The organism is Streptomyces panaciradicis, assembly GCF_023516615.1.
GTDB lineage: Bacteria > Actinomycetota > Actinomycetes > Streptomycetales > Streptomycetaceae > Streptomyces > Streptomyces panaciradicis.
Genome location: NZ_JAMGBF010000122.1, coordinates 1 through 25,421 on the forward strand (window position 1 = coordinate 1; position 25,421 = coordinate 25,421).

At 71.2% G+C, this 25,421-nt stretch carries 25 protein-coding genes; 13 read left to right on the plus strand and 12 right to left on the minus strand.

Going from position 1 to position 25,421, the window contains the following annotated elements:
• The 6 genes from M8J74_RS32835 to mce form a co-directional block, all read right to left on the minus strand.
• Window positions 1–1,144: ABC transporter ATP-binding protein (locus tag M8J74_RS32835; protein WP_249839926.1), on the minus strand; the 1,144-nt coding region annotated here is incomplete at its 3' end.
• A gap of 114 nt (window positions 1,145–1,258) precedes the next feature.
• Window positions 1,259–2,029, minus strand: a complete 771-nt coding sequence (locus tag M8J74_RS32840) for an ABC transporter permease (RefSeq protein WP_249839927.1) — start codon at window positions 2,027–2,029, stop codon at window positions 1,259–1,261.
• A 2-nt stretch (window positions 2,030–2,031) separates the two neighbouring features.
• Window positions 2,032–2,988, minus strand: coding sequence for an ABC transporter ATP-binding protein (locus M8J74_RS32845; RefSeq protein WP_249839928.1), 957 nt, complete (start codon window positions 2,986–2,988; stop codon window positions 2,032–2,034).
• Between the two features lie 109 nt (window positions 2,989–3,097).
• The gene (locus tag M8J74_RS32850; protein WP_058923122.1) at window positions 3,098–4,033 is read right to left on the minus strand and encodes a coiled-coil domain-containing protein; all 936 of its coding nucleotides are present in this window, start codon (window positions 4,031–4,033) and stop codon (window positions 3,098–3,100) included.
• A gap of 194 nt (window positions 4,034–4,227) precedes the next feature.
• Complete coding sequence (gene scy / locus M8J74_RS32855) at window positions 4,228–8,109, minus strand: polarized growth protein Scy (RefSeq protein WP_249839929.1); 3,882 nt, start codon at window positions 8,107–8,109, stop codon at window positions 4,228–4,230.
• Window positions 8,110–8,319: 210 nt separating this feature from the next.
• Complete coding sequence (gene mce, locus M8J74_RS32860; protein ID WP_058923120.1) at window positions 8,320–8,760, minus strand: methylmalonyl-CoA epimerase; 441 nt, start codon at window positions 8,758–8,760, stop codon at window positions 8,320–8,322.
• Between the two features lie 148 nt (window positions 8,761–8,908).
• On the opposite strand from mce, the gene M8J74_RS32865 reads away from it, so the two are divergent.
• A complete protein-coding gene (locus M8J74_RS32865; RefSeq protein ID WP_249839930.1) occupies window positions 8,909–10,111 on the plus strand; it encodes an acetyl-CoA C-acetyltransferase in 1,203 nt (400 codons plus the stop codon).
• A 37-nt stretch (window positions 10,112–10,148) separates the two neighbouring features.
• Complete coding sequence (gene meaB / locus M8J74_RS32870) at window positions 10,149–11,105, plus strand: methylmalonyl Co-A mutase-associated GTPase MeaB (protein WP_249839931.1); 957 nt, start codon at window positions 10,149–10,151, stop codon at window positions 11,103–11,105.
• Between the two features lie 67 nt (window positions 11,106–11,172).
• On the opposite strand, the gene M8J74_RS32875 is transcribed toward meaB, so the two are convergent.
• The 4 genes from M8J74_RS32875 to M8J74_RS32890 all read right to left on the minus strand — a co-directional run bounded on the left by M8J74_RS32875 (window position 11,173) and on the right by M8J74_RS32890 (window position 13,829).
• Window positions 11,173–11,649: a MarR family winged helix-turn-helix transcriptional regulator gene (locus M8J74_RS32875; RefSeq protein WP_058923117.1), complete on the minus strand. Its 477-nt coding sequence runs from the start codon at window positions 11,647–11,649 to the stop codon at window positions 11,173–11,175.
• Window positions 11,650–11,744: 95 nt separating this feature from the next.
• Complete coding sequence (locus M8J74_RS32880; RefSeq protein ID WP_249839932.1) at window positions 11,745–12,542, minus strand: AIM24 family protein; 798 nt, start codon at window positions 12,540–12,542, stop codon at window positions 11,745–11,747.
• Between the two features lie 2 nt (window positions 12,543–12,544).
• Window positions 12,545–13,195, minus strand: coding sequence for an AIM24 family protein (locus tag M8J74_RS32885; RefSeq protein WP_249839949.1), 651 nt, complete (start codon window positions 13,193–13,195; stop codon window positions 12,545–12,547).
• Window position 13,196: 1 nt separating this feature from the next.
• Window positions 13,197–13,829 (minus strand): AIM24 family protein, encoded by a 633-nt coding sequence (locus M8J74_RS32890; protein WP_058923115.1) that lies wholly within the window; start codon window positions 13,827–13,829, stop codon window positions 13,197–13,199.
• Window positions 13,830–13,943: 114 nt separating this feature from the next.
• Between M8J74_RS32890 and M8J74_RS32895 the strand changes: the two genes are divergently transcribed.
• From M8J74_RS32895 to M8J74_RS32915, 5 genes are all read left to right on the plus strand, one after another.
• Window positions 13,944–14,288, plus strand: a complete 345-nt coding sequence (locus M8J74_RS32895) for a DUF3817 domain-containing protein (RefSeq protein WP_249839933.1) — start codon at window positions 13,944–13,946, stop codon at window positions 14,286–14,288.
• Window positions 14,285–14,578, plus strand: a complete 294-nt coding sequence (locus M8J74_RS32900) for an MTH1187 family thiamine-binding protein (protein WP_249839934.1) — start codon at window positions 14,285–14,287, stop codon at window positions 14,576–14,578. The genes M8J74_RS32895 and M8J74_RS32900 overlap by 4 nt, the downstream gene beginning before the upstream one ends.
• A 136-nt stretch (window positions 14,579–14,714) precedes the next feature.
• Window positions 14,715–15,479 (plus strand): hypothetical protein, encoded by a 765-nt coding sequence (locus M8J74_RS32905; protein ID WP_249839935.1) that lies wholly within the window; start codon window positions 14,715–14,717, stop codon window positions 15,477–15,479.
• Entirely contained in the window at window positions 15,476–16,153 is a 678-nt protein-coding gene (locus tag M8J74_RS32910) for a DUF4166 domain-containing protein (RefSeq protein ID WP_249839936.1), read from the plus strand. Before M8J74_RS32905 ends, M8J74_RS32910 begins: the two co-directional genes overlap by 4 nt.
• On the plus strand, window positions 16,150–16,794 hold the full coding sequence (locus M8J74_RS32915) for a TetR/AcrR family transcriptional regulator (RefSeq protein ID WP_249839937.1): 645 nt from the start codon (window positions 16,150–16,152) through the stop codon (window positions 16,792–16,794). The genes M8J74_RS32910 and M8J74_RS32915 overlap by 4 nt, the downstream gene beginning before the upstream one ends.
• Window positions 16,795–17,057: 263 nt before the next feature.
• On the opposite strand, the gene M8J74_RS32920 is transcribed toward M8J74_RS32915, so the two are convergent.
• Entirely contained in the window at window positions 17,058–18,041 is a 984-nt protein-coding gene (locus M8J74_RS32920; RefSeq protein ID WP_249839938.1) for an ArsR/SmtB family transcription factor, read from the minus strand.
• 74 nt (window positions 18,042–18,115) lie between these two features.
• Between M8J74_RS32920 and M8J74_RS32925 the strand changes: the two genes are divergently transcribed.
• The 4 genes from M8J74_RS32925 to icmA all read left to right on the plus strand — a co-directional run bounded on the left by M8J74_RS32925 (window position 18,116) and on the right by icmA (window position 22,219).
• Window positions 18,116–19,420, plus strand: a complete 1,305-nt coding sequence (locus M8J74_RS32925; protein WP_249839939.1) for an MFS transporter — start codon at window positions 18,116–18,118, stop codon at window positions 19,418–19,420.
• A gap of 10 nt (window positions 19,421–19,430) precedes the next feature.
• Window positions 19,431–19,940, plus strand: coding sequence for a MarR family winged helix-turn-helix transcriptional regulator (locus tag M8J74_RS32930; RefSeq protein WP_058923108.1), 510 nt, complete (start codon window positions 19,431–19,433; stop codon window positions 19,938–19,940).
• 166 nt (window positions 19,941–20,106) lie between these two features.
• Window positions 20,107–20,445 (plus strand): DUF3817 domain-containing protein, encoded by a 339-nt coding sequence (locus M8J74_RS32935; RefSeq protein ID WP_058923107.1) that lies wholly within the window; start codon window positions 20,107–20,109, stop codon window positions 20,443–20,445.
• A gap of 73 nt (window positions 20,446–20,518) precedes the next feature.
• Entirely contained in the window at window positions 20,519–22,219 is a 1,701-nt protein-coding gene (icmA, locus tag M8J74_RS32940; protein ID WP_249839940.1) for a coenzyme B12-dependent isobutyryl-CoA mutase large subunit, read from the plus strand.
• A gap of 48 nt (window positions 22,220–22,267) precedes the next feature.
• On the opposite strand, the gene M8J74_RS32945 is transcribed toward icmA, so the two are convergent.
• Window positions 22,268–22,885, minus strand: a complete 618-nt coding sequence (locus M8J74_RS32945; protein WP_058923105.1) for a TetR/AcrR family transcriptional regulator — start codon at window positions 22,883–22,885, stop codon at window positions 22,268–22,270.
• 266 nt (window positions 22,886–23,151) lie between these two features.
• Between M8J74_RS32945 and M8J74_RS32950 the strand changes: the two genes are divergently transcribed.
• A complete protein-coding gene (locus M8J74_RS32950) occupies window positions 23,152–24,132 on the plus strand; it encodes a tetratricopeptide repeat protein (RefSeq protein ID WP_249839941.1) in 981 nt (326 codons plus the stop codon).
• 622 nt (window positions 24,133–24,754) lie between these two features.
• Complete coding sequence (locus tag M8J74_RS32955; protein WP_249839942.1) at window positions 24,755–25,387, plus strand: DUF6230 family protein; 633 nt, start codon at window positions 24,755–24,757, stop codon at window positions 25,385–25,387.
• Window positions 25,388–25,421 lie beyond the last annotated feature (34 nt).

The window sequence follows — 25,421 nt, forward strand, 5'->3', positions numbered from 1 at the left end:
CCTCGCCCGCGGGCGGCGCCGCGGGGGCGCCGTACGGGCTCGCCGGAGGCTGTCCGGCGCCGCCGTACGGGCCCGGCTGTCCCGGCTGCCCCTGCGGCATCGCGAACGGCTGGCCGCCCTGTCCGGGCGGCGGCGGGGCGTACCAGCCGGGCTGGCCCTGGCCGGGCACCGGCATCGGGGGCTGGGCGCCCGGCGGCAGCGGCTGCATCAGGCCCGCCTTCTGGTCGACCGTGGAGCGGTAGTCGACGGCGGCCTGGGTCATCCGCATGTACGCCTCCTCCAGCGAGGCCTGATGCGGCGACAGCTCCCACAGGCGTACGTCGGCGTCGTGCGCGATGTCGCTGATGCGGGGGAGGGGCAGCCCGGTGATCCGCAGCGCGCCGTCCTGCTCGGGCAGCACGTGCCCGCCCGCCTCGGTCAGCGCGGACGTCAGCTTCTCCCGCAGCTGCGGATCGGTGTCCGGGGTGCGCACGCGCGCGAAACCGGCGGAGTTGGCGGCGATGAAGTCCGGCACGCTCATGTCGGCGAGCAGCTGCCCGCGGCCGATCACGATGAGGTGGTCGGCGGTCAGCGCCATCTCGCTCATCAGGTGCGAGGAGACGAAGACCGTACGCCCCTCCGCCGCGAGCGCCTTCATCAGGTTGCGCACCCACAGGATGCCCTCGGGGTCGAGGCCGTTGACCGGCTCGTCGAAGAGCAGCACCTGCGGATCGCCCAGCAGCGCGGCGGCGATGCCGAGCCGCTGCCCCATGCCGAGCGAGAAGCCCTTGGAGCGCCGCCTGGCCACGTCCTGCAGGCCCACCACGCCCAGCACCTCGTCGACCCGGCGGGAGGGGATGCCGGACAGCTGCGCGAGGCTCAGCAGGTGGTTGCGGGCGGACCGGCCGCCGTGCACCGCCTTGGCGTCGAGCAGCGCGCCCACCTGCCGCGGCGCGTTCGGCAGCTTCGCGTACGGGTAGCCGCCGATCGTCACCTGCCCCGCGGACGGGTTGTCCAGGCCGAGGATCATCCTCATCGTCGTCGACTTGCCGGAGCCGTTGGGCCCCAGGAAGCCGGTGACGGCCCCCGGCCGCACCCGGAACGAAAGGTTGTACACAGCGGTCTTGTCGCCGTAGCGCTTGGTCAGGCCGACTGCCTCGATCATGCTCCGCACCCATCGAAAGGTTCAGGACAGCGGGGCACACGCCCCCGTAAGGGTTAGGAGCTTATCGAGGAGCTGACGGTTCCGCTCAAGAGGAGGTAAAACCTGAGCCGCTGCTCACGCGTCCCGCCTCCGCAGCAGCACGTACCCGCCGAGCAGCGCCGCGACCACCCACACCAGCATGATCCCGAGACCGCCCCAGGGGCCGTACGGGGTGTCGTCGTCGATCCTCGGCACCACCCGCATGATCCTGCTGCCCGCCTGGTCCGGCAGGAACCGGCCGATCTTCTTCGTCGCGGAGACGTTACCCAGGATGTTGGAGATCAGGAAGAAGAACGGCATGAGGATGCCCAGCGACAGCATCGGCGAGCGCAGCATCGCGGCCACCCCCATCGAGAACACGGCGATGAGGGTCATGTAGAGCCCGCCGCCGATGACCGCGCGCAGCACGTGCGGGTCGCCGAGGGCGGTCTTGTGCGAGCCCAACATCGCCTGCCCGAGGAAGAAGGCGACGAAGCTGGTCGCCATGGAGACGACGAGCGCGAGGCCGGTGGCCACCCCGATCTTCCCGGCGAGGAAGGTGCCGCGCTGCGGCACGGCCGCCAGCGAGGTACGGATCATGCCGGTGCTGTACTCGTTGGACACCACCAGCACCCCGAACACGATCATCGCGAGCTGGCCGAGGCTCATGCCGGCGAAACTGATGTAGGTGGGGTCGAAGGACAGCCGGTCCTTCGCGCTCATGTTGTCGAACTCGTTCTTCGTCAGCGCCGAGATCAGCATGCCGAGGGCGATGGTGACGACCACCGCGAGGGAGAGGGTCCACACGGTCGAGGCCACCGACCGGATCTTGGTCCACTCGGACCGCACCACCTGGATCGCCGCCATCCTCAGCTCCTCTCCCAGCCGTCGCCCCAGGCCGGCCGCGGCTCGGCGGGCCCGTCGGAGTGCGCGTGGTACTCCACGGACTCGGCGGTCAGCCGCATGAACGCCTCCTCCAGGGACGCCTGCTGCGGGCTCAGCTCGTGCAGCACGATCTGGTGCTGGGCCGCCAGCTCACCGATGTGCTCGGCCTTCCCGCCGTCCACCTCCAGCGCCCCGCTCCCGGACTCCACGACGGTGACCCCGGCCTCGTGCAGCACGTCGAGCAGGCGCTCACGCTGCGGGCTGCGCACCCGGACATAGGACCGCGAGTTCTGCTCGATGAACTCGGCCATGGAGGTGTCCGCGAGCAGCCGCCCCTGGCCGATGACGACCAGATGGTCGGCGGTGAGCGCCATCTCGCTCATCAGGTGGGAGGAGACGAACACCGTCCGCCCCTGCGCGGCCAGCGATTTCATCAGGGTGCGGATCCAGTGGATGCCCTCGGGGTCCAGGCCGTTGACCGGCTCGTCGAACATCAGGATCCGCGGATCGCCGAGCAGCGCGCCCGCGATACCGAGCCGCTGCCCCATACCGAGGGAGAACCCCTTGGCCTTCTTCCTCGCGACGCCCGTCAGGCCGACGGTGTCCAGCACCTCCGCCACCCGGCCGCGCGGGATGCCGTTGCTCTGCGCGAGGCAGAGCAGGTGGTTGTAGGCGCTGCGCCCGCCGTGCATCGCCTTCGCGTCCAGCAGGGCGCCGATGTACTTCAGGGGGTCCTTGAGACGGTCGTAGTGCCTGCCGTCGATCCGGACGTCTCCCGCCGTCGGCCGGTCCAGTCCGAGCATCATGCGCATCGTCGTCGACTTGCCGGCGCCGTTGGGGCCCAGGAACCCGGTGACGATGCCCGGTCTGACGGTGAAGGTGAGGTCGTCGACCGCCATCTTCTCGCCGTAACGCTTCGTCAGGCCCGCCAGCTCGATCATGCGGCCACGCTAAGACGCCTCCTGTGCCGGTGCCACCGGAGGACGCGCGGGCACGGCGAAGGCCCGCACCTCCGGGGGAGACGGTACGGGCCTTCGGACGTACTGCTGGTTACCGGGACTGCTGAGCCGGGACCCCACGGGAGATCGGCTCGTCGTCGGCCGGCGTGCCGGCGGCGGCCACCGCGGCGCCCGTGAGCGTCGCGAGCATCTCGCGGACGTTCGTCAGCTGGGCGTTGATGCTGTCGCGGCGGTTGGTGAGAGCGGCCAGCTCGCGCTCGGATTCCGAACGGATCCGGTCGGCCTTGGCGTTGGCGTCCGCCACGATGTCCTCGGCCTGACGCTGGGCCGTCTCCACCGTCTGGCGGGCGCGGCGCTCGGCGTCCGTGCGCAGCTTCTCCGCCTCCAGGCGCAGCTGCTCGGCGCGGTGCTCGATCTCGGCGAGACGCTTCTCCGCCTTGGCCTGGCGCGAGGCCAGGTCGCGCTCCGACTGCTCGCGGCGCTTGGCGAGGTTCGTCTCGAAGTCCGCGGCGGCCTGGGCGGCCTTGGCACGGGTCTCCTCGAAGAGGGCGTCCGCCTCCTCGCGCTTCGACTGCGCGTCCTTCTGGGCCTCGGAACGCAGCTGGGAGGCGTCGCTCTTGGCCTTCTCGACGATCCGGACGCCCTCGTCCTCGGCCTTGGCCTTGCGCTCCGCCGCGAACGACTCGGCGTCGTTGCGAACCTGCTGGGCCGCCGACTCGGCCAGCTCGCGGTGCTGCTCGGCGGCGCGCCGGGCCTCCTCGCGCAGGTCCTTGGCCTCCTCCTCGGCGAGGCGGAGGATCTTCTCGACGCGGGCGCCGAGACCGGCGTACGACGGCTCGGCGTCGCTCACGGCGGCCTGGGCGTTCTGCGTCTCGAGGTGGAGCTCCTCGATGCGCTTTTCCAGAGCGGTGATGCGGGCGAGAGCGCTGTCACGGTCGGAGACGAGCTTGGAGATGCGTTCGTCCACCTGAGCGCGGTCGTACCCACGCCGCACAAGCTCGAAGCCGTAGGGGGAAGTGTCGCTCATGGGGTTCCTGTCAAATGAGACCGGTGAGGTGATAGGGGGAATCCTAGGGGCCGAAGCGGTGTGTCATCGAGCGGATACGTGTTTGATCTGGAGAATGACACCCCTTTTGAGTGGCTGACCCCCGGACGGCTTGCCAAAAATGTGGTCAAAGGCCCCTGACCGCATCGCACTTCGACCGGCCGGTCGGCTGTCGGTCAGCTGTCCGAAGGCTTGCCACCCGAACGAGGGGCTCCGACCACGGCGCCCGCCTTGACCCCCGCGTCCTTGCCCGCCGACGGGGCCTCGAAAGACTCCAACGCCTCCAGCACGTCCTGGACACGGGAGATCTCGGCCTGGATGTCCTCGCGCCGGCGCACCAGGATCTCCAGCTCGCGCTTGCCCTCCTCGACCGTGGCCTTGGCCTCGCGGATCGCCTCCGCCCTCAGCTCCTCGGCCTCCCGCACGAGCGCCGACTTCTTCTGCTCGGCCTCCTTCAGCAGACCCTCGGCCTTCTTCACGGCGGCGATACGGACCTTGCCGGCCTCGGAGTTGGCCTCCGACACCAGCTCCTTCGCCTTCGCCTGGGCCTTGGCGAGCTGCTCCTCGGCGGCCTTGATCAGCGCGTCGCAGCGGTCGCCGGTGGACTTCATCGTCTCCGCGGCCTCGCGGCGGGCCCGCTCGTGCAGCGCCTCGATCTCGCCGGTGATGCGGTCGCGCAGCTCCTCCGCGCGCTCCCGGATCTGCGTGGCGTCGCGCCGGGCCCCTACCAGCAGCTCGTCGGCGTCCGTACGGGCCTTCTCCACCAGCGAGTTGCCGTCGACCGTCGCCTCCGACACCAGCCGGTCGGCCTCCTTGCGGGCCGCGCCCACCATGGAGTCGGCCCGCGCCTCCGCCTCGGCGGTCGTCTTGTGCGCCTGCTGCTGCGCCTCGGTGAGCAGCTTGTCGGCCTCGGCCGTGGTCTCCGTGATGAGCGTGTCGACCTGCTCGGCCACGTCCTGACGCCGCTTGTTGGCGTCCCTGCGGGCCTCGTCCAGGGTGCGCTCGGCCTCCTCGCGCGCACGGTTGACCAGCCGCTCGGCCTCCGCCGCCGCCTCGGCCTTGACGCGCTGGGACTCGCTGCGGATCCGCTCGGCGTGCTGCTGGGCGGAGCCCACGGTCTCGGCGGCCTCGGCGCGCAGCCGCTCGGCGTCGCCGGTGGCGTCCGCGATGAGCTTCTCGGCCTTGGCGACCGCCTCGGACCGCGTCCGCTCGGCCTCGGCGACCGTGTCGGTGCGCAGCTTGTCGGTGTCCCGGACGGTCTCCGTGGTGAGCCGCTCGGCCTCGTTGCGCGCCTCGGTGATGAGCGTGTCGGCCTGCGTCGCCGCGTCCGACCGGATGCGGTTGGCGTCATCACGGGCGTCCGCCCGGGTGCGCGCCGCCGCCTGGTCCGCCTCGGCGAGGGCGTCCGAGACCTCCGTACGCACCCGCTGGGCGTGCTCGGCCGCGTCCGACCGCAGCCGCTCGGCCTCGGCGATCGCCTCCGAGACGGTGCGCTCGGCGAGCGCCTTGGCGGCGTCGGTCTCCTCGGCGGCCTCGCGCCGGATGCGGTTGGCGTCCTCGGTGGCCCGCTCGCGCTCCGCGTAGGCGTCGCCGCGGACCCGGTCCGCCTCCTCCTCGGCCTCACGCCGGGTGCGGTCGGCCGCGTGCTCGGCGGCGCTGCGCAGCCCGGTGATCTCCTCCTGGGCCTGCTCGTGCAGCCCGGCCACGGAGTCCCGCACCTGCTGGGCGTGGAGCTCGGCCGCGGACACCATCTCCGTGGCACGCCGGTCGGCCTCCTCGACCAGCCGGACCGCCTCGGCCTGCGCCTCCTCGACCCGGTTGCGGGCGGAGGCCAGCAGCTCCTCGCTCTGCTCCCGGGCCTGCCGGCGCTCCTGGTCGGCCTCGGTGCGCGCGGCGCCGAGGAGTTCCTCGGCCTCGCGGCGGCGCCGGTTGGCCTCCTCCTGGGCCGCGGCCAGCGTCTCCGACGCCTCGGTGCCCAGCCGCTCGGCGGCGGCCTGCGCCTCGGCCCGCACCCGGTCGGCGGTGTCCTGCGCCTCCGACTTCAGCCGCTCGGCCTCGGCCGCGGCCTCCGACCGCAGGCGTACGGCGACGGCCTCGCCCTCGGCGCGGGAGGCCGACGCGTCCGACGCGGCCTCGTCGCGCAGCCGCTGCGCCTCCGCCTCGGCCTGCTGCTGCAGCGTGCGGATCCGCTCGGCGGCCTCGGCGCGCAGCCGGTCGGACTCCTCGGCGGCCTCGCGGCGGATCCGCCCGGCCTCCTCGCGGGCCTCGGTCAGCGCCCGCTCGGCGGCGGCCAGCCGCTCCTCGGCCTCGGAGTGCAGCCGCGTCAGCTCCGCGGCGGCCTCCGCACGGCGGGACTCTATGGCCCGCTCGGTCTCCTCGTGCAGCTCGCGCGCGGCCCGTTCGGCCTCCGCCCTGATGCCCTCGGCCTGCTCGGCGACCTCCTCGCGGTGCCGCTCGGCCTCCTGACGGGTGCGCTGGAGGGTCTCCTCGGCCTGCCGGCGCAGCGTGGTCGCCCGCTCGATGGCCTCGGTGCGGACCTTCTCGCTGTCCGTGGTGGCGCTCTGGCGCAGTTCGTCCGCGTCCGCCTTCGCCTTGGACAGCAGCTCCTCGGCGGTCTTGGCGGCCTCCTCGATCTGCGCGACGGCCTCCTTGCGGGCCTCCGCGCGGATCTTCTCGCCCTCGGCGACCGCGTCGGAGCGCAGCTGCTCGGCCTCGCCGCGCAGCCGGCGGGCCTCCTCCTGCAGCTCGACCGTCTTGGCGCGGTACTCCTTGGTGTCGTCCTTGGCCGCGCCCTTGAGCTGCTCGGCCAGGTCGTGCGCCTCGGCCCGCAGCCGGTCCGCCTCGGCCTCGGCCTCGGAGCGGATCCGCTCGGCCTCCTCGGCGGCGGCCTTGGTGGTCTTCCTGGCGTCCTCCTGCGCGCGGTTGAGGACGTCCTCGGCGGTCTTGGCCGCCTTCGACAGCTGGGTGGCGCTCTCCTCGGCGGTGATCGTCCGGGCCTTCTCGGCGGCCTCGGCGACGATCCGCTCGGCCTCGGCGCGGGCGTCCGCGACGGCCTGCTCGGCGTCCGCCTTGGTGGCCTCGGCCTCCTTTGTGGCCTCCTGGACCAGGCGGGCGACCTGCTCCTTCGCCGTGCGCGTGCGCTGCTCGTTCGCCGACTCGGCGCTGGAGAGCGCCTTCTCGGCCCGCGCGGTCGCCTCGGTGACGAGCTTGTCGGCCTCCGCCTGCGCCTTGCGCAGCGCCTCCTCGGCCTCGGTCATGCGCTGCTCGGCGGCGCGGCTGAGCTCCTGGGCCTGCCGGCGGGCCGAATCCGACTCCGTGGCCGTGGAGTTGCGCAGCTGCTCGGCGTGGTCGGTGGCCTCCTGGGCCTGTGTGGACGCGGCGTTCAGCAGGCGCTCGGCGTCCGTGCGGGCCCGGCGCAGCAGCTGCTCCGCCTCCGCGCGCGCCGACTCGGCCTCGCTCTGCAGCCGCTGCCGGGCCTCCTCGGTCAGCCGCTCGGCCTCGGCGCGGGCGGCCGCCATGGCCTGCTCGGCCTCGGCGCGGGACTCCTCCAGCAGCCGGCGGGCCTGCGCCTCCGTACGGGCGCGCAGCTGCTCCGCCCAGGCGACGTTCTCGTTGACGTGCGACTCGACGGTCTGCCGGCGCTCGGCCAGTTCCTGGTCCAGCTGCTGGCGGCGGGTGACCGCCTCCTGGTGCAGCTCGGCCTGGAGCCGGGCGGCGTTCTCGGCGTGCTCCTGCAGGATGCGCTGGGTCTGGGCCCGGGCCTGGCTCAGCTCGCGCTCGGCGTCCTGGCGCAGCTGGTCGGCCTGCATCTGCGCGTTGCGCAGCAACTGCTCGGCCTGGTAGCCGAGGTCACCGCCGTCGAAGGCGGGCCGGGACATGATGGTGCGGCGCGCCTCGTGCAGCTTGGCGCGCAGCACCTCGACCTGGTAGCCGAGGTCCTCGGCGTGCTGGATCGCCTTCTCCCGCTCGGTCTTCAGCCGATCCATCTCGGCCTCGAACCGAGAGAGGTGGTCGACGTCAGCCGCCGGCTCTCGCTCCTGGCGTTCGTAGCCCCGCACTGCGCGGTCCCATCCGTCCCCTGGTCGCAAGTCTGGCCATACGAGCTCCGTCCGTCCGACGCACGGAGCCCCCGGGGAATGGTGTCAGATCAACGGCGGAGCATGGGCTGCTGCCCCAGCGCTCGCCCCCCGAAACCCGGACCCCGGCATGCGGCCACCCCGGTTCGAGGAGCGACCGCCCCCAACCCTACCGGCCCATATGTACGGCGGTCAGTGCTCAGGTGACTCAACAGGCGCCGAAGTGACCAGTTCTGTCAGTACGCCGTGACAATCCTTGGGGTGCAGGAACGTGATCCGTGACCCCATGGAGCCGCGTCGGGGCTCTTCGTACAGAACGCGTACGCCCTTGTCCTTGATGTCGGCGGCGTCGGCATCGACATCCGCCGTACCGAAAGCGATGTGGTGCACGCCCTCGCCGTTCTTGTCGAGCCACTTGGCGACCGTCGAGTCGGGTCGCGTCGGCTCCAGGAGCTGCAGGTAGGAGGCACCGCCGTCCGAGGTGCCGTTGATCTTCAGCATGGCCTCGCGGACGCCCTGCTCCTCGTTGACCTCGGAGTGGAACACCTCGAAGCCGTACGTGGCCCGGTAGAACTCGACGGTCTTGTCGAGATCGAAACAGGCGATTCCGATGTGGTCGATTCGCGTCAGCATGCTTGTCAGTGCAGCGCTCTTCGGATGGTTACGCAACGTGCGCGCGATCACACCGACGGCCCGGTGACGGCACGGAGTGCCACTCAGTACATTCGAAGTAAACCCTCGTTCACTCCTCGGCAGTGCAGCCGGAAGGGGATCGCAGCTCATGTCTGGATCGAACAGCACCACCTCGGTGATCGTCGCGGGGGCCCGTACGCCCATGGGACGACTGCTGGGCTCCCTCAAGTCCTTCTCCGGAGCCGACCTCGGCGGCTTCGCGATCAAGGCCGCCCTCGACCGTGCGGGGATCGGCGGCGACCAGGTCCAGTACGTGATCATGGGCCAGGTGCTCCAGGCCGGCGCGGGCCAGATCCCGGCCCGCCAGGCCGCCGTCAAGGCCGGCATCCCGATGAGCGTCCCTGCGCTCACCATCAACAAGGTGTGCCTGTCCGGCCTCGACGCCATCGCGCTGGCCGACCAGCTGATCCGCGCCGGCGAGTTCGACGTGGTCGTCGCGGGCGGCCAGGAGTCCATGACCAACGCCCCCCACCTGCTGCCGAAGTCCCGCGAGGGCTTCAAGTACGGCGCCATCGAGATGCTCGACGCCATGGCGTACGACGGCCTGACCGACCCGTGGGAGAACATCCCCATGGGCCAGTCGACCGAGAAGCACAACACGCGCCTCGGCATCCAGCGCCCCGAGCAGGACGAGATCGCCGCCCTGTCCCACCAGCGCGCGGCGGCCGCCCAGAAGAACGGCGTCTTCGAGGCCGAGATCACCCCGGTCGAGATCCCGCAGCGCAAGGGCGAGCCGGTCGTCTTCAGCAAGGACGAGGGCATCCGCGGCGACACCACCGTCGAGTCCCTGGGCAAGCTGCGCCCGGCCTTCACCAAGGACGGCACGATCACCGCGGGCACGAGCTCCCAGATCTCGGACGGTGCGGCGGCCGTGGTCGTGATGAGCAAGGCCAAGGCGCTGGAGCTGGGCCTGGACTGGATCGCCGAGATCGGCGCCCACGGCAACGTGGCCGGCCCGGACAACTCGCTGCAGTCGCAGCCGTCGAACGCGATCCTGCACGCCCTGAAGAAGGAGGGCCTCGGCGTCGAGGACCTCGACCTCATCGAGATCAACGAGGCCTTCGCCGCCGTCGCGGTGCAGTCAATGAAGGACCTCGGCGTGTCCACGGAAAAGGTGAACGTCAACGGTGGTGCGATCGCCCTGGGCCACCCGATCGGCATGTCCGGCGCCCGTCTCGTCCTGCACCTGGCCCTGGAGCTCAAGCGCCGCGGCGGCGGTGTCGGCGCGGCCGCGCTGTGCGGCGGCGGCGGTCAGGGTGACGCGCTGATCGTGCGGGTACCCAAGGCCTGAACCCTCTGTCGTACGTACCTCTCTGAACGGAGCTGTGATGCAGGACGTCTCCACACTCGTCGCCCAGGCGAGGGAAGGCCGGCCACGGGCCGTGGCCCGGCTGATCTCCCTGGTGGAGGGGGCGTCCCCGCAGCTCAGGGAGGTCATGGAGACACTCGCCCCGCTGACGGGCAACGCCTACGTGGTCGGTCTGACGGGCTCGCCCGGCGTCGGCAAGTCCACGTCCACGTCGGCGCTGGTGACCGCCTACCGCAAGCAGGGCAGACGGGTCGGCGTGCTCGCCGTCGACCCGTCGTCCCCCTTCTCGGGCGGCGCCCTGCTCGGCGACCGCGTGCGCATGTCGGAGCACGCGTCCGACCCGGGCGTCTACATCCGCTCGATGGCGACCCGGGGCCACCTCGGCGGGCTCGCCTGGGCGGCCCCGCAGGCCATCCGCGTCCTGGACGCGGCCGGCTGCGACGTGATCCTGGTGGAGACGGTGGGCGTCGGCCAGTCGGAGGTGGAGATCGCCTCCCAGGCCGACACCAGCGTCGTCCTGCTGGCCCCCGGCATGGGCGACGGCATCCAGGCGGCCAAGGCCGGAATCCTGGAGATCGGCGACGTCTACGTCGTCAACAAGGCCGACCGCGACGGCGCCGACGCCACCGCCCGCGAGCTCAACCACATGCTGGGCCTCGGGGAGTCCCGCGGCCCCGGCGACTGGCGCCCGCCGATCGTCAAGACGGTCGCCGCCCGCGCGGAGGGCGTCGACGAGGTCGTGGAGGCCCTGGAGAAGCACCGCGCGTGGATGGAGGAGCGCGGCGTCCTCGCCGAGCGCCGCCTGGCCCGCGCGGCCCGCGAGGTCGAGACGATCGCCGTCACGGCCCTGCGCGAACGCATCGGGGACCTGCACGGCGACCGCCGCCTGAGCGCCCTGGCGGAACGGATCGTCGGCGGCGAACTGGACCCCTACCGCGCGGCGGACGAGCTGGTGGCGGGCCTGACGCAGGGCTGAGGCCCCGGAAGGACGACGGGCGGGGGTTCCTGTGAGGACCCCCGCCCGTCGGCCTTCATGTCAGCCCCTAGGGACGCCCCCGCTGCCCGCGCAGGTGTTCCTGGATGGGCTTGAGGGCCTTGTCGAGTTCCGTCAGGGCCTCGGGGGACAGCAGATCGATGAAGTGGCGCCGTACGGACGCCACGTGGTGCGGTGCGACCTTCTGCATGGTCTCCATGCCGTGCTCGGTCAGCACCGCGTACAGGCCGCGCCGGTCGGACTCGCAGTTCTCCCGGCGGACGAGGTTCGCGTTCTCCATGCGGGTGATCTGGTGGGAGAGCCGGCTCTTGGACTGCAGGGTGGCGGACGCGAGGTCGCTCATCCGCATCCGTACGTCCTCCGACTCGGAGAGGTTCACCAGGATCTCGTAGTCGTTCATCGTCAGGCCGAACGGCTGCAGATCCCGTTCGAGCTGGTACGTCAACAGCCTGTTGACCTCCAGGTGGGTGCGCCAGGCGCACTGCTCCGCATCGGTCAGCCAGCGCGTGGCCGTCTCGGTCTCCATGAATGAAGTCTACCCAAGAAGTTGAAAAGCGAACTAGTGAGGGTTTTCGCGTGACGGTGCGCACACGTTCGACGTCACACTCCGCAGACTACCGCTCACAGCCCGAAGCGACGCTGGAGGTCTCCCAGCTGTCCGGGAAGGCGCGGTGCCCCTCCCGGCTGTGAGGGCCCTGTGAAGGGCCCCCCGGAACCGGGGATTCCGGGCTCCTGTGGAACGGCCCCCGTGGCCTGCTCGGCCATGAGGGTCTCGGACGACTGGAGCAGGACCGTGCCCGCCCCGACGAACTCGAACTGGTGCTCCTCTCCGGAGGCCCCTCCGAGGCCCGTCATCGCACGTAGACCGCCCATGACACCGGTCATGTAGCCATGGTCGTAGTGGTGGCACGGAGAGGGGCAGTCGGCCCAGCCGACGAGCGCCTGCGGGTCCACCCGGATCGGGGGTTCCATGAACACCACCGGACCGTTAGATGCGGCCACGAACTTTCCGGTTCCGATGAGTGTCAGAAAACCCGGCACGATCGATTGCTTGAGGGCGAGACTTGGCTGAAAAGCGAGCAAGTTGCCGGAGCGAATGGTCAGGTTGCCGTCGTCGAGGTCGTACGAATTCACGTCGAAGGCCCGGTCGGCGAGGAGCATCTTGCCCGAGCCCTCCGCCACGACCCAGTCGCTCGCGTGCAGAGGCGAATGAAACGACGTACGGACAAGTCGGTCGAGTCGGCCGTGCCCGATGCCGTTGAACTCCATCGAGCCGTAGTAGGCGATCATCTTCCCCTTCTGCAGGAACCACTGGCTCCCCTTGAGCTCCACGCAGAAGGTGTACTTGTTGACGTTGTCGTCGACCGGCAGGGTCATGGGGTCGTAGACCGTCGGGCCGCCGCCCGGAGCCCCGTACATGCTCACAGCTTCTCCTCCGAGGCCTGGACGTAGACGGTGCCGCTGCCGCTGAGCTCCAGCTGGAAGGCCTCGCCGGAGCCGCGGCCCACCATGTCCCGCCAGCCGAGGGCGGTCGACAGCTTGTTGCGCACGTCCCCGTAGTGGGCGACGTACGCCTGCGGGTCGACGTGCACGGCCCGCCCGGGGGTGATCGGCACCTCGAAGACCCCGCCGTGCGCCATGACGGCCACCGACCCGTGCCCCTTGAGGGTGGTGGTGAACAGCCCCTGCCCGGTGACCTGTCCGCGCACCATGCCCATGACGCCGCCCTGCGAGCCCATGAACATCGTGCCCTGCTGGAGCGTGCCCTCGAAGGCGAGCAGCCGGTCCGCCTCCACGTAGAGGGTGTCCCCGGTGAGGTCGATGACCTGGACGTGGTGGCCGCCGTGCCCGAACAGCACGGTCCCGCTGCCCTCGACGCTCATCAGCGGCGTCGCCTCGTTGGCGACCCGGCGCCCGATCATCGACATGATCCCGCCCTGCCCGCCCTGCATGTTGGGCGTGAACGACACCTCGCCCTTGTAGGCGAGCATCGCGCCCCGCTGACTGAACAGCCGCTGGCCCGGCACCACCGTGGCCTCGATCATCTTGGAGTTGATCTCGCGGAACCCCATCTCACACATCACCCGCGATCGTGTTCCGCTCGCTCGGCTGCACGTACACCAGGCCGTCCCCCTCGAACCGGATCTGGAAGGCCTCCCCGCCGCCCTCGCCGAGGAGGGTGCGGAAGGTCACACCGGACTGGAAGGACTGCCGCAGGTTCCCCTGGTGCGCGATGTACGCGCCCGGGTCCACCGTCAGCGGATATTGCGCGCTCACCCGCAGCACCACCGCCGGCCCGTCCGACATGATCGCCGCCTGTCCGTGCCCCTCGACGGTGGTCGTGAACAGTCCGTTGCCCTGGGAGGCCCCGCGCAGACCGGTGAAGGTCGTGCCGGTGCGCAGGCCCGCGTCCGTGGCGAGCAGGTTGCTCGACTCCACGAACAGCTTGTCCCCTTGGAGACTGACCAGGTTGATCTCGGACGCCCGGTCGGCGAACCAGCACGTCCCCTGCCCCCGCACCTCCATCACCGTCATCTGCTCACCGGTGAGGCGCCGCGTCACCATCCCCCGCAGCCCCTCCCCACCGCCACTGAGCTTCTTGAAAGCCATCTGACCGTCGTATGCGACCATCGAGCCGTTCTTCGCCTTGACGGCGTCGCCGGTCATGTCGACGGCCAGCACCTTGCTGCCCTGAAGTCGGAACATCGCCACGCTGTGAAGGTAACCCCCCGACCCACGTCCGCTCGTCCCTTTGTCACAATGGGGAACGCTTGTGCATCCGTTCACAAAGAGCGACCTGTCTCCCACCGAAGGTGACCCGTGGACCTGAAGACCGCCACCGCCCTCCGCCGCCTCCGACTCGTCTCGGCTCCCGAGGCCGTGTCCTTCCTGCTCCTGCTGGTCTGCTCCGTGCTGAAGCGGACGACGGACTTCAACGCGGTGCCGGTGATGGGCATGGTGCACGGCGTTCTCTTCGTCCTCTACGTGATCTTCTGGGCGGACGCCTGGAACCGCACCAAGTGGCCGCTGCGGACCGCCGCCGTCTACTTCGTGCTCTCCGTCCTCCCGACCGGCGGTTTCTTCGCGGAGCGCAAGCTCAAGCGGGCCGCCGAGGACGAGGTCATCGCGTCCCGCGCGCGCCAGGAAGGGATCGTGAACGCATGATCGTCGCCTTCTCCGTCACCCCGCTCGGGGTCGGCGAGGACGTGGGGGAGTACGTCGCCGACGCCGTCCGCGTGGTCCGCGAGTCCGGCCTGCCCAACCGGACGGACGCGATGTTCACCAGCGTCGAGGGCGAGTGGGACGAGGTGATGGACGTCGTCAGGCGGGCCGTGGCGGCGGTCGAGCAGCGCGCCCCCCGCGTCTCCCTGGTCCTCAAGGCGGACATCCGCCCCGGCGTGACCGACGGCCTCACCTCGAAGGTGGAAACGGTGGAACGGCACCTGGCCCGGTAGAACCCGGACCCCGAGAACCCCGGCCTCGCAAGGGCCGGGGTTTTTCGCATCCCCCCTTTGAGCGTCCGCTCAAAAAGGCGTACTCTCACCACCACACTTGAGCACTCGCTCAAAAAAAACACACCTGGGGGAACGCATGGCCCGCACCGGGCTCTATGTGGAGGCGCGCATCCGCACCCACCTCGACGACCTCTGGACCCACACCCAGGACCCCGCCGCCCACCAGCGCTGGGACCTGCGCTTCACGGAGATCTCCCACCTGCCCCGCACCGAGGGGGAGCCGCAGCACTTCCGGTACGCCACCCGGGTGCTGCCCTTCCTCACCGTCGCCGGAACCGGCGTCTCGGCGGGGGAGCGGGAGCGTCCGGACGGCACCCGCACCTCCGCCCTCCGCTTCTCCTCCCCGCACCCCCTCTCCTTCCTGGCCGAGGGCAGCGGCTACTGGCGCTACGTCCCCGACGGCGACGGGGTCCGCTTCCTCACCGGCTACGACTACCGCCCGCGCTGGGGGGCCTTCGGCGCGGCGGCCGACCGCCTGCTGCTGCGCCCCCTGATGGGCTGGGCGACGGCCTGGTCCTTCGACCGGCTCCGCCTCTGGCTGGAGCGGGGCATCACCCCGGAGCGGGCGCTGCGCAACTGGCTGGCCGAACTGCTCGTCCGCGCCCTCCTGATCACCGTGGGCTGCGCAGGGTTCGGCCTGGAGCACCGCTTCCTGCGCCTGTCGGGCCCCCTGGCGGCACCGATGGCCTACGCCTGGCCCCTCCTCCTCGCCGTGACCGTCTCCCTGGCCCTGTTCGCGGCACCCCTGCCCTGCACCCCGGCGTCCCGCCGCTGCCTGCGCACACCGCCCACCCCCACCCGCGCCCCCCGCCTCCTGCGCACCCTGGGGAGCCCCCGATGACGACGCCGTCGATCTTCCGCACCGCCATGGGCGCCGGCTTCGACCGCCTCCACCCCCAGTTGCGGCGCCGCTTCTCGGTCGGCCTGGCGAGCGGCGAGGCGTGTACGGGCCGCGGCGTGATGCACCGCATCTGGCACGGCGGGGCCTGGGTGAAGCCCTTCCTCGCCCTGGGCGCGACACGCAACATCCTCGTTCCCCGCCCCGGCCGCGACGTCCCCTTCGTGATTGAGAATGTCCCGTACACGGACACCTTCGGCCGTGAGACGGTGAGCTTCGTGCGCACCTTCGCCCTGCCCGGCCGCCCCCGCCGCTTCGACGCCCAGATGGTCCTGAGCCCCAAGAAGGACCGCGTCCTGGACTACCTCGGCACCCACCAGCACCTGGCCAGCGACCTCCACCTGCACGCCGAGCCGGACGGCTCCCTCCTCATCCGCTCGGGCGAACACCGCTTCCGAGAGGGCGCGTTGGACTTCCGGGTGCCCGAACTGATCGGCGCCACGGCACAGGTGCGCGAGTCCTACGACGACGCGACGGACCGCTTCCGCATCCAGGTGGAAGTGGTGAACAAGCACTTCGGCCCCCTCTTCGGCTACGAGGGCACCTTCGAGGCGTCGTACACGGACATCCACGTCCGCCCGGGCCTGCGACCGGTCCGCGAGGAGCGCCGCGCATGAGTCCGGAGACGGCCAAGTCCCGGGAGACGAAGACCAAACTGCTCGAAGGGGCCCTGAACGTCCTCACGGAGCAGGGCATCGCGAAGACCTCGGCCCGGACGATCGCCTCGGCGGCCGGAGTCAACCAGGCCCTGGTCTTCTATCACTTCGGCTCCGTGGACGAACTCCTCGCCGCGGCCTGCCGGCACGGCGCCGAACAGGCGGTCGCCCGCTACCGCACGCGCCTGGCGGCGGTCACCTCCCTCTCCGAACTCCTCACCCTGGGCCGCCGGATCCACGAGGAGGAGCGCGAGGGAGGCCACGTGGCCCTCCTGGGCCAGCTCCTGGCCGGCGCCCAGACCCACACCATCCTGGGCCCCGCCACGGCCGCGGGCCTGGACCTGTGGATCACGGAGATCGAGAGAACCCTCACCCGCGTCCTCCCGAACACCCCCTTCGGGGAGTTCACCGACCCCACGGGGCTGGCCCGCGCCATAGCGGCGTCCTTCGTGGGCATCGAGCTCTACGAGGGCGCCGACCGCCGGGGAGCCCAGGCGGCCCTGGACGCCCTGGAACAACTGGGTGCCCTGGTGGCGGCCCTGGAGGACCTGGGCCCGGTGGCCCAACGAGCGATCCGCCACCACTTGCGCCGCAGGGTCTGAGAAGCAAGGAAGTGCCACGACCCCCAGCAGAGCGTCCGCGGCACCGCGGTGGCCGTTCGCGCAGTTCCCCGCGCCCCTGGGTGGTTGCAGGCGGCGGCGGTGAGAAGGGGACCCGCGCCCCTGGGCAGGTGCAGTCGACGACGGTGAGAAGGGGGCGAGGTGGGGGGTGTTCGCCCGCAGTGTCGGGCGTCAACGCCGGGCCCGGACAAACCGACCTCACCGCCCGACCGAGGACGGACACCCCCCACCCCGCCCCCGACCCCTCACCCGTCCCCGGACACCAACGCGATCCCCAACGGCGTCCGCTCGTACAGCACTTGATGGCCGTACCGCCGCGCGACCAGCAGCCCGGCGTCCCGCAGCAGCGTCAGATGCGCGGAGACGGAGGACGGCGCGAGCCCCAGCCGGTGGGCGAGCGCCCCGGTGCCGGCCGGTTCGTCGAGGGCGTCGAGCACGGCGGCCCGCCCCCGCCCCAGCAGCCGCACCAGAACGTCCGGAGTGCGCTCGGCCGGCTCGGCCCACAGCCCGCCGATCCCCCGCGCCGGATAGGCCAGCGTCGGCTGCCAGGGCGGATCGAAGGTGCTCACCACGTCCGGCCAGATGAAGACGCTCGGCAACAGTACGAGCCCCTGCCCCGCCAGCTCACGCTCGTGCTCACCGCGGAACTCGACGGTCAGCGTCCCCGCCTCCCAGCCGAACCGCCGGTTGATCTCCGGCAGCAGCCCGCCGAGCCCCACCTCGGCCAGTCTCCGCGAGTGGAAGGCGATGTCGGCCTCCAGCAGGGCGCGCAGCCGCGGCCAGTCCGGAGCGATCAGGGCGCGCCAGACGCCCTCCATCGCGTCCGCGAGTTCCGCGACCATCCCCGCGGGATCGCCGGTCCACCGCGCGGCGGCCGGCGACTCGAGAGCCCCCGGGGTGTCGGCGAGGGACTTCAAGGTGTCCGCGAGCGCGACCTCCGGATCACTCGCCCGCACCGCCGCGATCTCCTCCTCGAAGGAGGCGGCGGGCCCGATCGGCGGCGGGCACAGCCAGTCGGGACAGTGACCGGGCTGCGGCATCAGCAGCCACAGACCGCCGAGGTCCAGCCCCCGGGCCACTTCACCGACCCGCCGCAGCCACCGCGCGTGATACCCGTGCCGCTCGCGCCGCTTCAGCGTGCGCACCAGCTCCTGCGTCTCCCACAGCGGAGACACGGCGAACCGGCACCGCAGAAAGTCGTCCTCCCCGAACCGCAACCGCGAAGGCACCCGCACCGCCACCCAACATTCGCGTGAGACCGAATCTCTAGGATGCCGTAACCCACACCACCAGGCTGCTCCCCATGCCCGCAGCAACACCCAACCCCGCACCCCCACCCCCCACCCGCTACACAGCGGTCTTCGCAGTCCGCGAGTTCCGAGCGGTCTTCGCGGCCCACGCCCTCTCCCTCCTCGGCCTGATCGTCAGCGAGATCTCCCTCTCCGTCCTCGTCTACGACCTGACCGGCTCCCCCCTGATGAGCGCCCTCACCTTCGCGCTCGGCTTCCTGCCGTACGTCATCGGCGGCACCCTCCTCGCGGGCGTCGCCGACCGCTTCCCGGCCCGCCGGGTGCTGGTGTCGTGCGACCTGCTGTGCGCGGTCTGCGTGGCGGTGATGACGCTGCCGGGCGCGCACATCGGCGTCCTGCTGGCCATGCGCTGCGCCGTCGCGGCGGTCTCACCGGTGTTCCAGGGGACGCGCCTGGCCACGCTCACCGACATCCTGGGCGACGGCGACCGGTTCGTCCTGGGCCGCTCGCTGCTGCGGATCGTCTCGCAGAGCGCGCTGCTCGTCGGGTTCGGCCTGGGCGGCCTGCTGCTGATGGTGGTCTCGCCGCGGCACGCGCTGCTGATCACGGTCGGCACGTTCTGCGCCTCCGCGCTGCTGCTCCGCTTCGGCACCCGGCGCAGGCCCGCCCGCGCGGGCACGGCGGCGCCGCTGGTGCGGGACTCCCTCAAGGGCGCCCGCCAGGTCCTCGCCGACCGCCGGGTCCGCGCGCTGCTGCTGCTGTTCTGGGTCCCGTCGATGTTCGCGGTGGCGCCGGAGGCCCTGGCGGCCCCGTACGCCGACGACCTGTCGGTGGGCTCGGCGGGCCTGGGCCTGCTGATGTGCGCGCTGCCGGTCGGCACGATCGCCGGCGAGCTGTACGCGGGCTCCCGGCTGGGCCCCGCGACCCGGGAGCGCATCGCGCTGCCCCTGGTCTGTGTGGCGGTCCTGCCGTACGCCGGGTACGTCCTGCACCCGGGCCTCGCCCTCTCGCTGGCCCTGCTGCTGGCCGCGGGCGCCACGTCGGCGTACACGCTGGGCCTGGACCAGTGGTTCGTGCGGGCGGTGCCGCAGGAGCTGCGGGGGCGGGCGATGACGTTGCTGCAGGCGGGGCTGATGACGATCCAGGGGGTGGGGATGGCCCTGGCGGGGGTGGTCGCGGAGTTCGCCGGGGTCAGGGCGACGGTCGCGGGGGCGGGAGTGCTGGGCGCGCTCGTCTGCGCCCTGCTGGCCCACGAGGCCCGGCGCTCGGAGGCCGCTCCCGAACCCTCCCGAACCCGAACCCGAACCCTTCCGACCGATGGGCGAGACGGGGCTGACCACCATGTGACCGGCCGGTAAGGTCTTGGGCGTGCCGAAGCCGCTCAGTCTTGCCTTCGATCCGATCGCCCGCGCCGACGAACTGTGGAAGCAGCGCTGGGGCAATGTGCCGTCGATGGCGGCCATCACGTCGATCATGCGTGCGCACCAGATCCTGCTCGCCGAGGTCGACGCGGTGGTCAAGCCGTACGGGCTCACGTTCGCGCGGTACGAGGCGTTGGTGCTGCTCACCTTCTCCAAGGAGGGCGAGCTGACGATGTCGAAGATCGGTGAGCGTCTGATGGTCCACCCGACGTCGGTGACCAACACGGTCGACCGCCTGGTCAGGTCGGGTCTGGTGGCCAAGCGCCCGAATCCGAACGACGGCCGCGGCACCCTGGCCACCATCACCGACAAGGGCCGCGAGGTGGTCGAGGCGGCCACCCGCGACCTGATGGCCATGGACTTCGGCCTGGGGGTCTACGACGCCGAGGAGTGCGCGGAGATCTTCGCGATGCTGCGGCCCCTGCGGGTGGCGGCGCACGACTTCGACGAGGACTGAGCACCGCCCCCCCACACACACAGACCCGCGCACACCGCCCCCCCCACACACACAGACCCCCGCACACCGCCCCCCGCACACCGCCCCCCCACACGCCGACCCCCGCACCGCCCCCCGCACCGACCCCGCCCAAGATCTCCCGGAACGGGCGGTTACGCTCGACGCCATGAAGAAGAGCGTGCTGACCCGCTACCGCGTCATGGCCTACGTCACCGGTGTGCTGCTGGTCCTGCTGACCCTGGGCGTGATCGCCAAGTACGGGCTCCACCTCGACGGGGCGGACAAGTTCACCACGTTCGTGGGGATCGCTCACGGCTGGCTGTACGTCGTCTACCTGGTCTTCGCGTTCGATCTGGGCTCGAAGGCGAAGTGGCCGGTCGGCAAGCAGCTGTGGGTGCTGCTCGCCGGGACGATCCCGACGGCGGCCTTCTTCGTCGAGCGCAAGGTCACCCACGAGCTGGAGTCCCAGGTCGCGGACGGGGCACCGGTCGCCGCGAAGGTGTGACCACACCGCCGTACGGGTTCGTGCGGCGGTCTGCCATCGACATTTACTTGGACGTCCTAGTAAATTCGAGGGTATGGACGCTGACGCCATCGAGGAAGGCCGCCGACGCTGGCAGGCCCGCTACGACGCCTCCCGCAAGCGGGACGCCGACTTCACCACGCTCTCCGGTGATCCCGTGGAGCCGGCGTACGGGCCCCGACCAGGGGACACCTACGAGGGCTTCGAGCGGATCGGCTGGCCGGGGGAGTACCCGTTCACCCGCGGGCTGTACCCGACCGGCTACCGCGGGCGGACCTGGACCATCCGCCAGTTCGCGGGCTTCGGCAACGCCGAGCAGACCAACGAGCGCTACAAGATGATCCTCGCCAACGGCGGCGGCGGTCTCTCCGTGGCCTTCGACATGCCGACCCTGATGGGACGGGACTCCGACGACCCGCGCTCGCTGGGCGAGGTCGGCCACTGCGGGGTCGCCATCGACTCGGCCGCCGACATGGAGGTCCTCTTCAAGGACATCCCGCTCGGCGACGTCACGACGTCCATGACGATCAGCGGGCCCGCCGTGCCCGTCTTCTGCATGTACCTCGTCGCCGCCGAGCGGCAGGGCGTGGACCCCGCCGTGCTCAACGGCACCCTCCAGACGGACATCTTCAAGGAGTACATCGCGCAGAAGGAGTGGCTCTTCCAGCCCGAGCCCCATCTGCGCCTGATCGGCGACCTGATGGAGTACTGCGCCGCCGGCATCCCCGCCTACAAGCCGCTGTCGGTCTCCGGCTACCACATCCGCGAGGCGGGCTCCACGGCCGCCCAGGAGCTGGCCTACACCCTCGCCGACGGCTTCGGCTACGTCGAACTGGGGCTCTCCCGCGGCCTGGACGTCGACGTCTTCGCGCCCGGCCTGTCCTTCTTCTTCGACGCGCACGTCGATTTCTTCGAGGAGATCGCCAAGTTCCGCGCGGCGCGCAGGATCTGGGCACGCTGGATGCGCGACGTGTACGGGGCCAAGAGCGAGAAGGCGCAGTGGCTGCGCTTCCACACCCAGACCGCCGGCGTCTCCCTCACCGCCCAGCAGCCGTACAACAACGTGGTGCGTACGGCCGTAGAGGCGCTCGCGGCGGTGCTCGGCGGGACCAACTCGCTGCACACCAACGCCCTCGACGAGACCCTCGCCCTGCCCAGCGAGCAGGCCGCGGAGATCGCGCTGCGCACCCAGCAGGTGCTCATGGAGGAGACCGGCGTCGCCAACGTGGCCGACCCGCTGGGCGGTTCGTGGTTCGTGGAGCAGCTGACGGACCGGATCGAGGCGGACGCGGAGAAGATCTTCGAGCAGATCAAGGAGCGGGGCCTGCGGGCCCATCCGGACGGGCGGCACCCCATCGGGCCCATCACGTCCGGCATCCTGCGCGGGATCGAGGACGGCTGGTTCACCGGCGAGATCGCGGAGTCCGCGTTCCGCTACCAGCAGGCCCTGGAGAAGGGGGACAAGAGGGTCGTCGGCGTCAACGTCCACCACGGGTCCGTCACCGGCGACCTGGAGATCCTGCGGGTCAGCCACGAGGTCGAGCGCGAGCAGGTGCGGGTGCTGGGCGACCGCAGGGCCGCCCGGGACGAGGCAGGCGTCCGCGCGGCCCTGGACGCCATGCTCGCCGCCGCCCGCTCCGGCGCCAACATGATCGAGCCGATGCTGGACGCCGTACGCGCCGAGGCGACCCTGGGCGAGATCTGCGGGGTGCTGCGGGACGAGTGGGGGGTGTACACCGAGCCGGCCGGCTTCTAGGCCCCGACGCGCGGGTGCCGGGGGCGCGGCCCCTCGGCACCCGCGACGTCATGTGGAGGTCAGCCCCAGCAGCAGGATCCGGGTGAAGCCGCGCACCCACTCCTCGTCCGCCGCCTCGGCGCTGACCAGCGTGCGGTGGACCACCGCGCCCGCCACCACGTCGAAGATGAGGTCGACCGTGCGGGCCGCCTCCGCGGGGTCCGACTCCGCCGGCAGTTCGCCGCGCTGCTGGGCGCGCTCGCGGCCCTGCAGCACCAGCCGCTTCTGCGGCTCCACGATCGACGTGCGGATCCGTGCCCGCAGGGCGTCGTCGCGGGTCGACTCCGCCACCACCGCCATCAGTCCGCACGCCGCCTCCGGGCGGGCGAGGATCGCCGCGAACTGCAGGACCACGCCCTCGATGTCGGCGGCGAGGCTGCCGCGGTCGGGCAGGCGCAGTTCGTCGAAGAGCTCGGCCACCGCGTCGACGACCAGTTCGTTCTTGCCCGCCCAGCGCCGGTAGAGGGTCGTCTTCGCAACCCCGGCCCGCGTCGCCACGTCTCCCAGGGTGAGCTTGGACCAGCCCAGCTCCACCAGCGCCTCTCGCGTGGCCGCCAGGATCGCGGCGTCCGCGGCGGCGCTGCGCGGGCGCCCGGTGGCGCGGGGGACGCGGGTGCGGCTCTGCATCCCACGACCATAACCGCCGGGTCCCGTGAGGCAGTGAGGGAGATCACCGGGGGGTGGTGTCCGGGAGGCACCCAGTGCCATTACGCTACGACTCGTAGCGAAAGCTCGCGCGCGGCTCGCGCGGGTGACGCTCAGGAGTGACGACCACTGGCGTGGGGTGGGGACCCGGCGCCGAACGACGCGACGACCACGCACCACGACCACGCATCATGACGGCTTTCACGACGTTTTTCACACGCGCGCACAGGACGGGGGAGGATAGACGCATGCAGCCACGGAACATGTCCATGAGCGGAGTCGTCGACCTCGCCGCGGTGAAGGCGGCCCAGGAGGCCAAGGAGAAGGCGGAGCAGGCACGGGCCGAGGCCGCCCGGCAGGGTGGCGGCCCGGGAGCCGTCTCCCCGGCGGACCTGGTGATCGACGTCGACGAGGCCGGCTTCGAGCGCGATGTCCTGCAGCGCTCCACCGAGGTGCCCGTCGTCATCGACTTCTGGGCCGAGTGGTGCGAGCCCTGCAAGCAGCTGAGCCCGGTCCTGGAGCGGCTCGCCGTCGAGTACAACGGCCGTTTCCTGCTCGCCAAGATCGACGTCGACGCCAACCAGATGCTGATGCAGCAGTTCGGCATCCAGGGGATCCCGGCCGTCTTCGCGGTCGTCGCGGGGCAGGCCCTGCCGCTCTTCCAGGGGGCCGCCGGCGAGGCGCAGATCCGCCAGACCCTCGACCAGTTGGTGCAGGTCGCCGAGCAGCGGTTCGGCCTGACCGGTCTCGTCGTCGACCCCGACGCGGAGCCGGGCGGCGCCCGCCCCGAGCCCGAGGAGACGCCGGCGGGGCCGTACGACGCCCTGCTCGAGGCCGCCGTACAGGCCCTGGACTCGGGGGACTTCAGCGGAGCCGTCCAGGCGTACAAGAACGTGCTGAGCGACGACCCGGCCAACCCCGAGGCCAAACTCGGCCTCGCGCAGGCGGAGTTGCTGCAGCGGGTGCAGGGACTCGACCCGCAGGCGGTGCGCCGGGACGCGGCCGAGAAGCCGGCCGACGTGCGGGCGCAGATCGCCGCGGCGGACCTGGATCTCGTCGGCGGTCATGTGGAGGACGCCTTCGGGCGGCTCATCGAGACCGTCCGGCGCACGGCCGGTGACGACCGGGACGCGGTACGCCTGCGACTGCTGGAGCTCTTCGAGGTCGTAGGGGCGGACGATCCCCGTGTGGCGACGGCCCGGCGGGCGCTGGCGCGGGCGCTGTTCTGACCAGTCGCTAAACGTCACCGCATGTGATGCCCGAGTGAAAGATTTGCCGACGTAGCTCCACTGCGGCCGCGCTTTACCAAATCTTGGTAATCGCGGCCGCTGTTACTGGGAGTAAGTTACGGGCGTTGATCTGTCGGTTTCTGTCCAACGATCAATAGCTTTGTCCCCACCTCCGGGTGCACCCTGCGTCGCCGCCCGAGACCTGTGGGTCGTCCTTCGGTTATCCGGCCGTTACTACCGAGTAACGAAGGCCCTTGTGCGGGCGGCGAGAATGCACCACGATCGGCCACGCTCGGTCCGTTCCCGTACCCCGACAGCCGGTCGGGTCGCGGGAGTTCCTGGGTCCCCACCGAGCAGAGTCAGCGCCCGACGGCGCCGGCTCTTGGGCAGGGGGGTCTTCACCCGTCGGTGAAGCCTGTCCAGCAAGGTTGTGCGTGATGCGTGTCAGGCGCGACCAGTGGTTGTCGCTCGGGGGTGATCGCCGGTGATCGGTGCGCGGTTCGCGCCTCCGAGACGGGCGCTCTCCTTCCCGAGGACGTAGCACTTCTCCCATCCCTGCCCGGACGAGCCGCCGACTGGGGGCAGCCGGGACCAGGAGATGTACGTCCGAGAAGGAGGAAATATGGAGTCCCAGGTGCGTGGCGGGACCAGATGGAAGCGGTTCGCTGTGGTCATGGTGCCCAGCGTCGCCGCTACGGCCGCGATAGGTGTCGCCCTCGCGCAGGGCGCTCTCGCCGCGTCGTTCAGCGTCTCCGGCCAGCAGTTCAAGGTCTCGGCAGACCAGCTGGAAGGTGACGGCTTCTCGCAGTACGGAGCCCTCGACCAGGGGTACACCCTCGACGGCAAGAAGACCCTCCACCCGGTCGCGGTCTCGGCGTTCAAGTCCGCGTCCATCAAGGGTCTGTGCCAGTCCGTGGTCACCCCGGACGTGCCGATCCTCGGCAGCGTCAGCCTCATCCTGAAGGCGGGCGGCGGTGACAAGCCGGTCGAGGCCAACAACCTCTACATCGACCTCGACGACCTGTCGGCCGACGCGACGTTCACCAACATCGACATCGGTGTTGCGGCCAAGGACGCGAACAAGGGCCCCGGCATCCACAGCGGGGACAGCGCGAACCCGTACGGCTTCGCGCAGCAGGCCGAGCACGCCTCGCTGACCGGCGTGAAGCAGACGGCGTGGGCGACCACCGCCGGAACCTTCAAGCTCAGCGGCCTGAAGATGTCCGTGCAGGCGGGTACGCACGAGTGCTACTGAGCACTCGGTGACGGGCGGGGGAGCCGATGGCGCC

Coding starts and splice junctions, on each gene's coding strand:
- M8J74_RS32905 (WP_249839935.1), top strand. CDS start 14,715: ATGGCCCGCACCGGGCTCTATGTGGAGGCGCGCATCCGCACCCACCTC.
- M8J74_RS32850 (WP_058923122.1), bottom strand. CDS start 4,033: ATGAGCGACACTTCCCCCTACGGCTTCGAGCTTGTGCGGCGTGGGTAC.
- M8J74_RS32875 (WP_058923117.1), bottom strand. CDS start 11,649: ATGGAGACCGAGACGGCCACGCGCTGGCTGACCGATGCGGAGCAGTGC.
- M8J74_RS32885 (WP_249839949.1), bottom strand. CDS start 13,195: ATGGGGTTCCGCGAGATCAACTCCAAGATGATCGAGGCCACGGTGGTG.
- M8J74_RS32840 (WP_249839927.1), bottom strand. CDS start 2,029: ATGGCGGCGATCCAGGTGGTGCGGTCCGAGTGGACCAAGATCCGGTCG.
- M8J74_RS32925 (WP_249839939.1), top strand. CDS start 18,116: ATGCCCGCAGCAACACCCAACCCCGCACCCCCACCCCCCACCCGCTAC.
- meaB (WP_249839931.1), top strand. CDS start 10,149: ATGCAGGACGTCTCCACACTCGTCGCCCAGGCGAGGGAAGGCCGGCCA.
- M8J74_RS32845 (WP_249839928.1), bottom strand. CDS start 2,988: ATGATCGAGCTGGCGGGCCTGACGAAGCGTTACGGCGAGAAGATGGCG.
- M8J74_RS32950 (WP_249839941.1), top strand. CDS start 23,152: ATGCAGCCACGGAACATGTCCATGAGCGGAGTCGTCGACCTCGCCGCG.
- mce (WP_058923120.1), bottom strand. CDS start 8,760: ATGCTGACGCGAATCGACCACATCGGAATCGCCTGTTTCGATCTCGAC.
- M8J74_RS32890 (WP_058923115.1), bottom strand. CDS start 13,829: ATGTTCCGACTTCAGGGCAGCAAGGTGCTGGCCGTCGACATGACCGGC.
- M8J74_RS32945 (WP_058923105.1), bottom strand. CDS start 22,885: ATGCAGAGCCGCACCCGCGTCCCCCGCGCCACCGGGCGCCCGCGCAGC.
- M8J74_RS32935 (WP_058923107.1), top strand. CDS start 20,107: ATGAAGAAGAGCGTGCTGACCCGCTACCGCGTCATGGCCTACGTCACC.
- M8J74_RS32880 (WP_249839932.1), bottom strand. CDS start 12,542: ATGTACGGGGCTCCGGGCGGCGGCCCGACGGTCTACGACCCCATGACC.
- M8J74_RS32915 (WP_249839937.1), top strand. CDS start 16,150: ATGAGTCCGGAGACGGCCAAGTCCCGGGAGACGAAGACCAAACTGCTC.
- M8J74_RS32910 (WP_249839936.1), top strand. CDS start 15,476: ATGACGACGCCGTCGATCTTCCGCACCGCCATGGGCGCCGGCTTCGAC.
- M8J74_RS32865 (WP_249839930.1), top strand. CDS start 8,909: ATGTCTGGATCGAACAGCACCACCTCGGTGATCGTCGCGGGGGCCCGT.
- M8J74_RS32955 (WP_249839942.1), top strand. CDS start 24,755: ATGGAGTCCCAGGTGCGTGGCGGGACCAGATGGAAGCGGTTCGCTGTG.
- M8J74_RS32900 (WP_249839934.1), top strand. CDS start 14,285: ATGATCGTCGCCTTCTCCGTCACCCCGCTCGGGGTCGGCGAGGACGTG.
- icmA (WP_249839940.1), top strand. CDS start 20,519: ATGGACGCTGACGCCATCGAGGAAGGCCGCCGACGCTGGCAGGCCCGC.